Genomic DNA, 13,228 nt, shown 5'->3' on the forward strand with positions numbered 1-13,228 from the left:
GGAATCGGCATCGACGGCAACGACGCACTCGCCTTTTTTGTGAACGGCAATCGCCTTGCCAGCGAGATCGGCGGCGCGTTCGAGGTCGGCCGCTTCATAGGTGGCGATGTCTTCAGCCGGCGCGCGGGCGAGCAGATAGTCGGCAAGCCTGGCTGGCCTTTCCTCCGCTTTTGTCGCTGCCGTGGCTTTTTTCTTCGGCTTGCTCGCGGATTTCACGCTGGCCATGACGCACTTCCCTCCCGTCAATGCTTTTACGACTATGGTAGCAGATGACCGCTGTTTGGCGACAAAGGTTTGACGGCTTGCAAAGAAATATCGGAATTCGGCGACAAGATGCCGCGCAACGAGGAGAAATGACCCATGACCGGCAAAATCACCGCGCTTGACCTTGGCCAGGCGGAGCTCAGCGAGGCGACAAAAGCCTATTTCGCCAAATGCGAGGAGAAGCTCGGCCTGGTTCCCAACGTGCTGCGCGCCTACGCCTTCGACGACAAGAAGCTGCGTGCCTTCACCGACATGTACAACGATTTGATGCTGGGTGATTCCGGCCTGTCGAAGCTGGAACGCGAGATGATCGCGGTCGCCGTCTCCTCGATCAACCATTGCTATTATTGCCTGACCGCGCATGGCGCGGCGGTGCGTCAGCTGTCCGGCGACCCGGCGCTTGGCGAGATGATGGTGATGAATTTCCGCGCCGCCGATCTTTCGCCGAAGCAGGCGGCGATGCTCGAATTTGCCGCCAAGCTGACGGAGGAGCCGGCGAAGGTCGTCGAGGCTGACCGGGCCACGCTGCGTAAGGCTGGCTTCACCGACCGCGATATCTGGGACATAGCCTCGACCGCGGCCTTCTTCAACATGTCGAACCGGGTGGCCGCGGCGATCGACATGCGGCCGAACGACGAATACCACGCCATGGCGCGGTGAAGTTCGGCGGCTGGGGCCAGGCCGCTGTTATATTAGCAATTTCGCATTCTCGTTGCTTGTTTGCCGGTTTGGTCCGATGATCGGCAGGCGGCGTGACCGCATGCCGGTTCGATGCCGCTCATCAAGGGAGGAGAACATGGCACAGTTTCTCTACGTCTATCACGGCTCGGGCAAGATGCCGACGACCGAGGTGGAACGTAAGGCGATGACGGACGCCTGGACAGGCTGGTTCGCAAAGCTTGGTTCGGCCGTGGTCGACCGCGGCAACCCGGTTGGCATGTCGAAGAGCGTCTTGCCCGGTGGCAAGATCAAGAACAATGGCGGCAGCAACCCGACCGGCGGCTACTCGATCATCGAGGCCAGGGACATCGACGACGCTGCCAGCAAGGCCAGGGACTGTCCGATCCTGGCGGAGCCGAACTGCAACGTCGAGATCGCGCCGATCATCAATATGATGGGTTGACGCTTCGGCTCAGGACCGCGCCGCGATGGCCGCTGCCGCACCGGCCATCGTCGTGGCGCTAACGCGGTTGGCGATCTTCATGGCGCGCCTGCTCTTCAGGAGCTTGCGCGCCTGTGATGCAGCGAGCACCCAGGCGAGATCGATGGCGACCAGCACCACAGCCATGGTCGCCGTCAGCTCGACCCAGCCGACGATGCTGACCGAAGCGAGGTCGATGATGGTCGGCAGCAGCGCCAGGTAGAACATCATGATCTTGGGGTTGCCGAGTGTCACCGCCATGCCGGCGAAGAACAGCTTTGCCGGAGAATCCTCGCGCGGCATCTCGCCTTCTTTCGCATCGACAGGGGCGGTCCACATCTTCCAGGCGAGGTAGGCGAGGTAGGCAACGCCGACCCATTTCACGATGACGAAGGCGAAATGGAAGGTCTGTGCCACGACGGCCAGCCCGAACACCGCCAGCGACAGCCAGATCCCCTCGCCGATCCACATGGCAAGCAGGAACGGGAACACGTCGCGAAAGCCTTTCGAGATGACGCGCGCGACGAGCGCCGCGATCGACGGACCGGGTGAACCGGCGGCAACGAAAAGAGCGGCGGCGAAGATGAGGAGCGAGGTGAGGTGCATGGCCGGGGTCTCTGTTGAAAACCTTCGATATCAGACATTAGCGCAAGTGGCTCGGCTGCGGTAGCACCGACAAAAAGGCGCTTGTCGGTCCGGTATCTCGCGGCTAGAAAGGCCGCCGCGAAACAATTTTGAGCTTCACTTTGCCTACGTAGCCACCGGTCTCGTCAACTCCCCCGACACAAGGCATGACACCGCATTCGTGGTGTCTGTTTTCATGTTCATGTGTTCTTCTGGGCGGCGGTTCGAGACCGGTTTGGCACTGCTGAACCGTTGTCGCGCGCTGCCGCCCGTGACATCTGATTTCCGATCATAGCAAGCGACCGCCACGCCGCGCCCGCATGGGCATCTCGACATCGCCGACCTGATGAACTTCCCGACGGAAGGGCTTATCGGCATGTCTGGACTTCTACGCATCCACTGGGCGATCGTACCCAAAACCCCACCTCGACCGCTCATCAACTGCAATCGCTGCGGCACTGTAAAAGCCTATTGCAGCAGCGGAAAATTCCGCGTCAACGCCAACGGCAAACGCATCGACGTGTGGCTGATCTATCGCTGCGTCGACTGCGACAATTTCTGGAATTTCGGCATTTTCGAGCGCTGCAACCGCCGCGACATCGACCCGACGCTGCTGCAAGCACTGGAAAGCAACGATCCGGCGCTCGCCCGGCGTTATGCTTTCAACGTCATCGCGCTGCGAAATCAAGTGGGGCGCGTCGAGGAATTCCCCGATGTCGCCGTTCACAAGCGCAGGCTCGGCGACACCAGGGAAACCGCAACTATGTTGGAACTCCAGCTTGGGCTCGAAATGCCGACATCGCTGCGGCTCGACCGTTTGCTCGCCGGCGAACTCGGCATCTCGCGATCACGGCTTCAAGCGCTGGAGGAGAAGCGATTGCTGATCCTTGGCCGGGACGGGGCGAGGGCCCTGCGCAAGCCGGCCCGCGAGGCCATGACGATCCGTATCGATCTCGTCGGCGAACCCGACCGCGAAGCCATCATTTCAGCTGCCGGTGGATGAACGAAAAGGGGCGGAGCACTGGTTTGCTCCGCCCCTCTCGGTTGTTGGAAAAATGGCGAACTTACGCCGCGCCGACCGCCTTGGCCGACTTCTCGAAGCGCTTGCGCTCGTTGGGGTCGAGATAGAGCTTGCGCAGACGGATTGTCTTCGGCGTCACCTCGACCAGTTCGTCGTCCTGGATCCAGGCCAAGGCCTTCTCCAGCGTCATGCGGATCGGCGGCGTCAGCTTGACCGCCTCGTCCTTGCCGGCGGCGCGGATGTTGGTCAGCTTCTTGCCCTTGAGCACGTTCACTTCGAGATCGTTGTCTCTGGAATGGATGCCGATGATCATGCCCTGATAGACCTTGACGCCGGGATCGATGACCATCGGACCGCGGTCTTCCAGGTTCCACATGGCGTAGGCCACCGCCTCGCCCTGCTCGTTGGAGATCAGCACGCCGTTGGTGCGGCCCGGCAATTCGCCCTTGTAGGGCTCATAGGCATGGAACAGCCGGTTCATCACGGCGGTGCCGCGCGTGTCGGTCAACAGTTCCGACTGGTAGCCGATCAGGCCGCGCGTCGGCGCGTGGAAGACGATGCGCTGGCGGTTGCCGCCGGACGGACGCAGCTCGACCATCTCCGCTTTGCGCTCCGACATCTTCTGCACGACGATGCCGGCATGTTCCTCATCAACGTCGATGACGACTTCCTCGACCGGCTCGAGCAGGTCGCCATTTTCGCCCTTCTGCATGACGACGCGCGGACGCGACACGGCGATTTCAAAGCCTTCGCGGCGCATCGTTTCGATCAGCACGGCCAGCTGCAATTCGCCCCGGCCCGAGACGAAGAACGAATCCTTGTCGGGCGATTCCTCGATCTTCAGCGCGACATTGCCTTCGGCCTCGCGCAGCAGGCGGTCGCGGATGACGCGGCTGGTCACCTTGTCGCCCTCGGTGCCGGCCAGCGGCGAATCGTTGACCAGGAACGACATGGTCACGGTCGGCGGATCGATCGGCTGCGCATGCAGCGGCTCGCTCACCGCCGGATCGCAGAACGTGTCGGCAACGGTGCCTTTCGAGAGGCCGGCAATGGCGACGATGTCGCCCGCCTGGGCTTCTTCGATCGGCTGGCGTTCGAGACCGCGGAAAGCGAGGATCTTGGAAATACGGCCGGTTTCGACCAGCGTGCCGTCATGGTGCAGCACCTTGACCGGCTGGTTGGACTTCAGCGTGCCTGACTCGATGCGGCCGGTGATGATGCGGCCTAGGAACGGATTGGCTTCCAGGATGGTGCCGATCATGCGGAACGGGCCGGGATGCACGGTCGGCGCCGGCACATGCTTGATGACCAGGTCGAACAGCGGCGCCAGGCCCTGATCCTTGGGGCCTTCCGGATTTTCCGAAACCCAGCCGTCACGGCCTGAACCGTACAGAATCGGGAAGTCGAGCTGCTCGTCGGTGGCGTCGAGCGCCGCAAACAGGTCGAACACTTCGTTGACCACCTCGACATGGCGGGCGTCCGGACGGTCGATCTTGTTGATGACGACGATCGGCTTCAGGCCGACCTTGAGCGCCTTGCCGACGACGAACTTGGTCTGCGGCATCGGCCCTTCGGCGGCGTCGACCAGCACGATGGCCGAATCGACCATCGACAGGATGCGCTCGACCTCGCCCCCGAAATCGGCGTGGCCGGGAGTGTCGACGATATTGATGCGGGTATCCTTCCAGTCGACCGAGGTCGCCTTGGCAAGGATGGTGATGCCGCGTTCCTTTTCGAGGTCGTTGGAATCCATGGCGCGCTCGGCGACGCGCTGATTGTCGCGAAAGGAGCCGGATTGCCGGAGCAATTGGTCGACAAGGGTGGTTTTTCCATGGTCGACGTGCGCGATGATCGCGATATTACGGATTTTCATGTTCTGGTCTCGGAAGCGTTGCAGGCAGCAGGCCAAAAGGCGCTGCCTCTTTCGGTTGCGCGGCTCATACAGGGTTTTTCGCAGTTGCGAAAGAGGAAGCGCGACACCAAATACTCATCAAATCTTAAGCATCTGCGTGTGAGATGATTTTGTTAACCAAGGCGGGAACCTTTCGGGGCCCGGGCAGTTCGAACGTCATGACCGATAAACTCAACCGATTTTGGCCGCTCATCGCGTCTGCGGCCTTCGCCGTCCTGCTGGCGGCCAACGCCGCCCAGTCGGCCGCGTCGCTGCGCGAGGTGCGCCCTGTTGCGCAGTCCGACACGCAGACGGCCGAACAGACCTTTGCCGATGCACCCGATGGCGTCGACCCGATGGTGACCGGCCCGGTCAGCGCCGCCTTCAAGCAGCGGCAGGTCAGCGCCAACTGCGACAGTGCCGTGTGGCCGAACATTCCGATGGTCTGCTATCCGGACTAAGATGCCGCGCGCATGGCGCGCGCGACACGCTTTTCCAACCGACCGCGCTTACGCCGACCGCACCGGGTCGAGCGTCACCTTGTAGAGCTCGTTGTCGTCGCGGTCCATCAGCCGCACGGTCATCTGCTCGCTGGCGCCGTTGATATCGACCAGCCCGAAGAATTGCAGGCCAGCCGATGGCGGCAGGTTCTGGCCTTGCTCGGCGCTCGGCGCCTTGATGAACTTCAGCTCCGGGCCGAACGTCATGTCGAAATCGTTGGGACCGAACGTGCCGGCGTGGATCGGGCCTGAGACGAATTCCCAGAACGGGTTGAACTCCTGGAACTGCGCCTTGTCCGGGTTGTAGTAGTGCGCGGCCGTGTAATGCACATCGGCGGTCAGCCAGACGGTGTTGCTGATGCCGGCATTCTTGATGAAGCGCAGCAGGTCGGCGATCTCGAGCTCGCGCCCTTTTGGCAGGCCATTATCGCCATTGCTGACCGCTTCGGCGCCGACCTTCTTGGTACCATCGTCCCAGACGACGAGGCCGAGCGGCATGTCGGCGGCGATGATTTTCCAGGTCGCCTTCGAATTCGCCAGTTCGCGCTTCAGCCATTTCGTCTGCTGTTCGCCCAGCATGCGCGATTGCGGCGTCATCTCATCTTGCATGTCCGGACCGTTGGGCCCGCGATAGGAGCGCATGTCGAGGAAGAACACGTCGAGCAGCGGCCCATAGGCAATCTTGCGATAGACGCGGCCGGGCTCCGAGGGTTCGTAGCGGATCGTCGTCATTTCATGGAAGGCGCGCGCCGCACGGGCCGCCAGCACGTGGATGGATTTCTCCGTGTAGCGATTGTCGGCGCTGAGGTCCTTCGAGTCCGACCAGTTGTTGAGCACCTCGTGGTCGTCCCACTGGTAGAAGGTCGGGCAGATGGCGCTCAGGCCGAGCACGTTCCTGTCCATCATGTTGTATTTCCACTGGTCCCGGTATTCGTCCAGCGTCTCGGCGACCTTGCGCTTGCCGTCGATCAGCACGACGTTCTTCCACTTGCCGCCGCCGGGCAGGTCGACCTCGTCCTTCATGGCGCCGTCGGCATAGATGGTGTCGCCAGAATGCAGGAAGAAGTCGGGCGTGTGCTTGCCGATGGTGGCGTAGGTCTTCATGCCGGTCTCGTCGATGCCCCAGCCCTGTCCCGCGGTGTCGCCAGACCAGGCAAAGCGGACGTCGCGCTTCGAAGCCGGCGCCGTCCTGAAGCGACCTGTGATCGGCTCGGAAACGGCGTTGATGTCGGCGAGGTCGGCAGCCGTCATGCGGTAGAAGATGTCCTGATCGGAAGCGAGGTCGGTGAGCAGCCGCTTGACCGTGTAATCGCTGGCCGGCGAGGTATCGAGCGGTGCTAGGCGTGTCGCATTGGCGAAATTCTCAGTCGACGACACCTCGAACATGACGCGCGATGGGCGGTCGGTGCGCGTCCACACCATGCCGCTGGTTGCATCGACATCGCCTGACTGGACGCCATGGGTGAAGGCCGGCCGCTGACTGGCGCGCGAATAATAGGGCAGCGCCAGGCTCGAGACGCCAACCAGGCCGGCGGCGCTGGCGGAGGTGACGAAGGCGCGGCGGGTCATCGAGAGCTTGTTCACGGCTGTCTCCTGGATGGCTTGAACGGTGCCACCAAGGTCCAGCGTCAATGTTTCAGGCGCATCTCGGGATGATGAAGTTTTTCTGACAACGCACCGGCAAGGCCGGCCCCGGCTAGGCGGCCTGGGGCTCGGGATCGAAGGCGGGACGGCTGGTGTTGATCAGCAGCGAGATACACGCCGCGGCAATCGCCGTCATGCCGGCAATCAGGAAGGCCAGTTCGTAATTGCCCTGCAACTCGCGCATGGTGCCACCAAAGGCGGCGGCGGTGGCCGCACCGATCTGGTGGCCGGCGACGATCCAGCCGAACACGATCGGCCCGCTGCGATCGCCGAACGCCTCATTGGCAAGCCTCAGCGTCGGCGGCACGGTGGCGATCCAGTCGAGGCCGTAGAGCACGGCGAAGATGATCAGGCTGGTCGCCGAGAAGCCGGAATAGGGCAGATAGATCAGCGACAGGCCACGGATGCCGTAATAGACGCCGAGCAGCTTGCGCGGGTCGTAGCGGTCGGTAAGCCAGCCCGACAATGTCGTGCCGATCAGGTCGAAGATGCCCATCATCGACAGCAGGCCGGCAGCCTGAACCTCGCCAATGCCCATGTCGCCGCAAAATGCGATCAGATGGGTGCCGACCAGGCCGTTGGTGGTGAAGCCGCAGACGAAGAAGGTGGCGAACAGATACCAGAACACCCTTGTGCCGGCGGCGCGGCGCAGCGTGTTGAGCGTGTGCGCGAGGAAATTGCCTTGCGACGCTGGCGATGTCGGCGGCACGTCGTCGGCCTCGGCGCCGTAGCGCACCATGCCGATCGAAGCCGGCCGCTCCGGCACCAGCAGCCAGACCAGCGGTATCAGAGCCGCAGTGGCGATTGCGACCGCAATGACGACCGGCTGCCAGCCGCCCGACTGCGCCAACGCGGCGATCAGCGGCAGGAACACCAGCATGCCGGAGGCGCTGGAGGCCGACATCAATCCCATGACAAGACCGCGATTGGTCTTGAACCAGCGATTGACGATGGTGGCGCCAAGCACGCTGGCGACAGCGCCGGAACCAATGCCCGAGAACACGCCCCAGGTGACGAACAGGTGCCAGGGCTTAGTCATCAGCAGGCTGAGCGCGGTAGAGCCCGACATTACCACCAACGAGGCCAGCAGCGTGCGGCGCAGTCCGATGCGCTCCATCAAGGCTGCGGCAAATGGCCCCGTCAGACCGTAGAGCAGGATGCCGACACCGGCGGCCAGCGAGATGACGTCGCGCCGCCAGCCGAAACTGTTCTCCAGCGGCAGCATCATGACGGCGGGCGCCGAGCGCAAGCCGGCCGCGACCAGCAGGCAGAGGAAGATCACGCCAACCACGACGAAGGCGTAGCGCTGGCCAAATGGGCGGGATTGAGCTATCATGTTACTGACCGGTACGTTGCAGGGTGGAGTATGTATACGTACCGATCGGTAACATTGTCAATCGAGTCACGCGATGCCAACGGACAAAAATATTGAACTGACCATCAGCGACGGTCATGAGTCGGCGCCGCCGAAAGCCGCCAAGAAGATCCTCGATGTGGCGTATGACTTGTTCTACCGGCGCGGCATCAGGGCGATCGGCGTCGACGAGATCGTCAAACGCGCCGGCGTCACCAAGCCCAGCCTCTATCGCAGCTTTCCGTCCAAGGATGAGCTGGCCGCTTCCTATCTCAGGCAATACGACCTCGAATACTGGGAGCGTTTCGACGAGGCGGTCGCCGCTCATCCCGGCGACCCGCGCGCCCAGATCAAGGCGTTCCTGACCCGCATCGGCAAGCGCACGCAAGTGGCGGACTATCGCGGCTGCGGCATGACCAATGCGGCCGTCGAATATCCCGACCACAGCCATCCGGCCCGCGTGGTCAGCGAGGCCAACAAGCAGGAACTGCGCCGCCGGCTGCGCGCCATGGCGGTTGCGATGGGCGCGCAAGACCCTGACACGCTGGGCGACGGCCTGCTGCTGCTGATCGAGGGCGCCTATATCAGCGGCCAGTTGTTCGGGCTCGGCGGCCCGGCGCAGGCGGTCGCACGCAACGCCGATCTGCTGATTGAAGCCAGCTTGAAGAAATAGCATTTGGCGCTACGCTGCGATGGCCTCCAACGGAGATGCCCGCGATGCGCAGCCTGCTGATTCCGCTCACCCTCGCCGTTCTCTGCCAGGCAGCCCATGCCGGCGACATATCAAGCGCCTATACCGATCTCGACTCGAAGAAGGACTGCGTGACCTACGCGCAGGCCGGAGAAAGCGACGGCGACTGGGCCGATCTCGCCTGCTACGGCTATCGCGGCTATCCCGTGCTGATCGCCTATGACGACGACCGTGAGTCGCTGTTCTACGGGTTTCCGCCCGGCGACGACATGATGTCAGCGTGGGAGAGTTTTTCCGCCTTCAACTCATCCGGTGGCAAGATCGAATGGCGCATCGAAACGACCGGCGACAAGGCCGTGCCCTTCGCGGTCATCCACCGCCGCACGGTCAGCAATCCCGAGGATGAGAAAAAATCGACGGATGTACTGCTCGTTGCCAAGGTCGCACAGATGGATGCCCGCGATGGCTGCACCGTTGGCCTGGTGCTGGCCACCGGCAACCCACAGGCCAACGATCAGGCACGCAAGCTCGCCGACGAGAAGGCGCGCACCTTCGCCTGCGGCAAGGACCGGCACACCGTCATCGGCAATGTGCCGCCCTTTGGGCGGGTCGATAACTGAGCGCTACTTAGCCGCCTTTGCCCGCTCGATCGCGTCGACGATCATCTTCTTGGCATATTTGGAATCGTGCCAGCCTTCGATCTTGACCCATTTGCCGGGCTCGAGATCCTTGTAGTGCTCGAAGAAGTGCTGCACCTGCTGGCGGGTGATGTCGGGCAGTTGGGTATATTCGGTGACGTTTTCGTAGCGCAGCGTCAGCTTCGGTGACGGCACGGCGATCACCTTCTCGTCCTGGCCGGCATTGTCTTCCATCACAAGCACGCCGATCGGCCTGACATTGATGACGCAGCCGGGCACCAGCGCGCGCGTATTGCAGACCAGCACGTCGATCGGATCGCCGTCACCCGACAGCGTGTGCGGCACGAAGCCGTAATTGCCGGGGTAGCGCATCGAGGTGTGCAGGAAGCGGTCGACGAACAGCGTGCCGGCTTCCTTGTCCATCTCGTACTTGATCGGCTCGCCGCCGATCGGCACCTCGATGATGACGTTGATGTCCTCAGGCGGATTCTTTCCGATGGCTATGGCTTCGATGCGCATGGCTTTGTCCCTCTTTTGATGAGAGATCGATAGCGGGCGCTGCCGCGCGGCGCAATGCGGCGAATGGTGCTGGTGCGATCGGAAGACGCGGGGGGCCGAAAGGCCGGTCTGTCATTCCCAGACGAAAGCGACCTTCTTCAGCGCCTTCTGCTCGAAGACCTCGACGCCCTCGGCGACATCGCGGCCGCCGGCGCCGGCATAGAAGGCAAGCGCGTTCTGGTTGTCTTCCAGCGCCCACACCACCATGCCTTTTAGCCCGTGATCGGCCAGACGCGCCCTGGCTGCCGCGAACAGGCGGCTGCCAAGCCCGATGCCCTGATATTCCGGGCGCAGGTACAATTCGTAGATTTCGCCCTGCTGGCGCAGTTCACGGGCGCGGTTCTTGCCGATCGTCGCATAGCCGGCGATCTTACCGCCTATCTCGACCACCAGAACCGTGGCGGCGCGGCGAATCGCGTTCGCCCACCAGTCGGCGCCACGACGGTTGATCATCGATGTCAGAGTACGGTGCGGAATGATGCCGGAATAGGCGCCGCGCCAGGCCTCCAGATGCACCTCGGCGATGGCACTGGCATCGCGCGGGTCGGCTTTCCGGATGTCGATCGTCAGCGTATTCATGATTTGTTAACCATAAACCCGCATCGCCCGATTGCAAGAGTCCGGACGCCCCGCCGACCGCTTTCTCACAGGCGATCATCGCCTCGGTGAGAGGCCTTCGACGCCTCTGTGGAAAGGCCTCAAATCTCTACGAGATGATCGTCCAGCTCGTTGCTGTCGCCCGCCGTGACCGGGAAATGCTCGGTGAGCACCGCGCCCACCTGCTCGATCGCCTTGACGAAGCCGTCTGCAAGCCGGTCGGCGCCGGCATGCGCGGTCAGATCGCGCACGACGCCATCCCAGACATGCTGGCCGACCTTGGCGTCGATGCCCGAGTCGGCGACCACTTCGGCATAGCGCTCAGTGATCGAGACGAAGACCAGCACACCGGTGCGCGCCATGGTGCGGTGGACATTGCGGGCAAGGAACTGCTTGATCGCATTGGCGTGCGCCGCCTGATAGCGCAGCCGCCTCGGCACCAGATGGATGCGCAGGCCAGGCAGCACCCACAACAAGGCCAGCACGCAGGCCAGCGCCAGGAGCTGGGCGACGACGAAGTGCGGCAACCGGATCGACAGCCACCAGGCCTCCAGCCCGTAGCCGACGGCCAGGCTGACGATCAGCATGCCTACGGTCGCCATGAAGGCGGCCGGGAAGAAATAACCGTCGCTGGCATGCGCCACGACGCAGTAGATTTCGCCGTCGGTTTTCGATTCGGCGGCGCGGATCGCGGTGGCGATGCGCTCATGATCCTGCGGGCTGATCGGTCGTGTTGCCATGATCTTGTCTCACCAGCCTCCTGAAGAACCGCCACCACCCGATGAGCCGCCGCCGCCGGAAAACCCGCCACCGCTGCTTGACCCCGAAGACCAACTGCCGCCGGAACTCCCCGACGACCAGCCGCTGCCCGATGACGAACCCGATACCCAGGCGCCGCCCGGCCCGTGGCCGTAACGAAACGTCATGCCCAGCCATTTGTACACGCCCGGCGACAGCTTTGTGCCGAACATCGGCGGCAGGAACGCCATCGCCAGGCCGCCGAAGAACAATGTCCCCCACACGATCAGGAACACCGCGACGATGGGGGCGATGGAGGTACTGTCATCGGCGGGATTGCGCTTGCCCCGCGCTTCCAGTTCTTCCGGATTGCCTTCCAGCACCATGACCATATCGTCGACGGCCTTGGCTATGCCGCCTGAAAAATCGCCGGCGCGGAAGGCCGGCACCATGTCGTTTTCGATGATCAGCTTGGTGTGCAGATCGGTCAGCGTGCCTTCCAGCCCATAGCCGACCTCTATGCGCATCTTGCGGTCGTTCTTCGCCACCAGCAGCAGCACGCCGTTGTTTTCGCCGGCCTGGCCGAGTTTCCAGAAGCGGAACAGCCGGTTGGCGTAGGGCTCGATCTCCTCGCCGTCGAGGCTGGGGATCGTCGCGACGACGATCTGGTCGGAGCCTTTCGTCTCGAAGTCGGCGAGCTTCTGCGTCAGCGCCACCTTGGTCGCGGCATCGATGATGCCGGCATTGTCGACGACACGGCCGGTCAGCGCGGGCAGGTCGGCGGCAAAAGCCAAGAAGCAGGCGAACAGCACGGCCACAGCCATCACAACAGCAGGAGCGAAACGGCCGGGTCTCGACAGTCTGATGGTGCGTATCGTCATGCCGTCACCAGCTTCCCGACGAGCCGCCGCCGCCGGACGAGCCGCCACCGCCGGAAAAGCCGCCACCGCCGCCACCCGAAGACCAGCCGCCGCCGGAACTTCCCGACGACCAGCCGCCGCCGGAGGATCGCCGGCTCGGTTCGAAGGTCATGCCGAGCCAGCGGTAGCGGCCGGGACCGAGCTTCTGGCCGAAGATCGGCGGCAGGACGGAGACCGCGATGCTGCCGAAGAAGATGATCGCCCAGATGCTGATGAAGACGGCGAAGAACAGGTCGTCGGAATTGAAGGGCGCCTGCTTGTTGCGCTCGCCGCGCGCCTCCAGCTCCTCCGGATTGCCTTCCAGCACCATGATCATGTCGTCGACGGCCTTACTGATGCCGCCTGAAAAATCGCCGGCGCGGAAGGCCGGCACCATGTCGTTTTCGATGATCAGCTTGGTGTGCAGGTCGGTCAGCGTGCCTTCCAGACCGTAGCCGACCTCGATGCGCATCTTGCGGTCGTTCGGGGCAACCAGCAGCAGGACGCCGTTGTTTTCCTTCGCCTGGCCGAGTTTCCAGAAGCGGAACAGCCGGTTGGCGTAGGGCTCGATCTCCTCGCCATCGAGGCTTGAGATCGTCGCGACGACGATCTGGTCGGAACCTTTTGTCTCGAAGTCGGCGAGCTTCTGCGTTAGCGCCGCCTTGGTC

At 63.0% G+C, this 13,228-nt stretch carries 16 protein-coding genes; 6 read left to right on the forward strand and 10 right to left on the reverse strand.

Annotation, left to right across the window (positions count from 1 at the left end; all coding sequences use genetic code 11):
- Window positions 1–225: hypothetical protein (locus EN935_RS07115; RefSeq protein ID WP_164771035.1), on the reverse strand; the 225-nt coding region annotated here is incomplete at its 3' end.
- 135 nt (window positions 226–360) lie between these two features.
- On the opposite strand from EN935_RS07115, the gene EN935_RS07120 reads away from it, so the two are divergent.
- A complete protein-coding gene (locus EN935_RS07120) occupies window positions 361–924 on the forward strand; it encodes a peroxidase-related enzyme (protein WP_109664308.1) in 564 nt (187 codons plus the stop codon).
- Between the two features lie 136 nt (window positions 925–1,060).
- Window positions 1,061–1,387: a YciI family protein gene (locus EN935_RS07125; protein WP_127262914.1), complete on the forward strand. Its 327-nt coding sequence runs from the start codon at window positions 1,061–1,063 to the stop codon at window positions 1,385–1,387.
- 9 nt (window positions 1,388–1,396) lie between these two features.
- Here the strand turns inward: EN935_RS07125 and EN935_RS07130 are convergent, their stop codons facing one another.
- The gene (locus tag EN935_RS07130; protein WP_126066811.1) at window positions 1,397–2,011 is read right to left on the reverse strand and encodes a LysE family translocator; all 615 of its coding nucleotides are present in this window, start codon (window positions 2,009–2,011) and stop codon (window positions 1,397–1,399) included.
- 394 nt (window positions 2,012–2,405) lie between these two features.
- On the opposite strand from EN935_RS07130, the gene EN935_RS07135 reads away from it, so the two are divergent.
- A complete protein-coding gene (locus EN935_RS07135) occupies window positions 2,406–3,032 on the forward strand; it encodes a DUF1062 domain-containing protein (protein WP_127263277.1) in 627 nt (208 codons plus the stop codon).
- 61 nt (window positions 3,033–3,093) lie between these two features.
- On the opposite strand, the gene typA is transcribed toward EN935_RS07135, so the two are convergent.
- Window positions 3,094–4,923 carry a translational GTPase TypA gene (gene typA / locus EN935_RS07140; RefSeq protein WP_109664297.1) on the reverse strand — a complete coding sequence of 610 codons (1,830 nt, stop codon included), beginning with the start codon at window positions 4,921–4,923 and terminating at the stop codon, window positions 3,094–3,096.
- A gap of 197 nt (window positions 4,924–5,120) precedes the next feature.
- On the opposite strand from typA, the gene EN935_RS07145 reads away from it, so the two are divergent.
- Complete coding sequence (locus EN935_RS07145) at window positions 5,121–5,402, forward strand: hypothetical protein (RefSeq protein WP_245468744.1); 282 nt, start codon at window positions 5,121–5,123, stop codon at window positions 5,400–5,402.
- A 48-nt stretch (window positions 5,403–5,450) separates the two neighbouring features.
- On the opposite strand, the gene EN935_RS07150 is transcribed toward EN935_RS07145, so the two are convergent.
- Window positions 5,451–7,025 carry an alkaline phosphatase gene (locus tag EN935_RS07150; RefSeq protein ID WP_127263276.1) on the reverse strand — a complete coding sequence of 525 codons (1,575 nt, stop codon included), beginning with the start codon at window positions 7,023–7,025 and terminating at the stop codon, window positions 5,451–5,453.
- A gap of 112 nt (window positions 7,026–7,137) precedes the next feature.
- Window positions 7,138–8,421: an MFS transporter gene (locus EN935_RS07155; RefSeq protein WP_109664290.1), complete on the reverse strand. Its 1,284-nt coding sequence runs from the start codon at window positions 8,419–8,421 to the stop codon at window positions 7,138–7,140.
- Window positions 8,422–8,494: 73 nt separating this feature from the next.
- Here EN935_RS07155 and EN935_RS07160 point away from each other — a divergent pair, with 73 nt between their 5' ends.
- Together EN935_RS07160 and EN935_RS07165 are read left to right on the forward strand one after the other, a co-directional pair.
- Window positions 8,495–9,112, forward strand: coding sequence for a TetR/AcrR family transcriptional regulator (locus EN935_RS07160; RefSeq protein WP_109664286.1), 618 nt, complete (start codon window positions 8,495–8,497; stop codon window positions 9,110–9,112).
- 44 nt (window positions 9,113–9,156) lie between these two features.
- Window positions 9,157–9,750, forward strand: coding sequence for a hypothetical protein (locus tag EN935_RS07165; protein WP_127263275.1), 594 nt, complete (start codon window positions 9,157–9,159; stop codon window positions 9,748–9,750).
- Window positions 9,751–9,753: 3 nt separating this feature from the next.
- Here the strand turns inward: EN935_RS07165 and ppa are convergent, their stop codons facing one another.
- The 5 genes from ppa to EN935_RS07190 all read right to left on the reverse strand — a co-directional run.
- On the reverse strand, window positions 9,754–10,287 hold the full coding sequence (gene ppa, locus EN935_RS07170; protein ID WP_109664283.1) for an inorganic diphosphatase: 534 nt from the start codon (window positions 10,285–10,287) through the stop codon (window positions 9,754–9,756).
- A 111-nt stretch (window positions 10,288–10,398) separates the two neighbouring features.
- Entirely contained in the window at window positions 10,399–10,905 is a 507-nt protein-coding gene (locus tag EN935_RS07175) for a GNAT family N-acetyltransferase (protein ID WP_109664278.1), read from the reverse strand.
- A gap of 119 nt (window positions 10,906–11,024) precedes the next feature.
- Entirely contained in the window at window positions 11,025–11,663 is a 639-nt protein-coding gene (locus tag EN935_RS07180; protein ID WP_127263274.1) for a TPM domain-containing protein, read from the reverse strand.
- 9 nt (window positions 11,664–11,672) lie between these two features.
- The gene (locus EN935_RS07185; RefSeq protein WP_127263273.1) at window positions 11,673–12,542 is read right to left on the reverse strand and encodes a YgcG family protein; all 870 of its coding nucleotides are present in this window, start codon (window positions 12,540–12,542) and stop codon (window positions 11,673–11,675) included.
- Window positions 12,543–12,546: 4 nt separating this feature from the next.
- The coding region (locus EN935_RS07190) for a YgcG family protein (RefSeq protein ID WP_164771036.1) at window positions 12,547–13,228 on the reverse strand (682 nt) is incomplete at its 5' end.

The organism is Mesorhizobium sp. M7D.F.Ca.US.004.03.1.1, from assembly GCF_003998635.1.
GTDB lineage: Bacteria > Pseudomonadota > Alphaproteobacteria > Rhizobiales > Rhizobiaceae > Mesorhizobium > Mesorhizobium loti.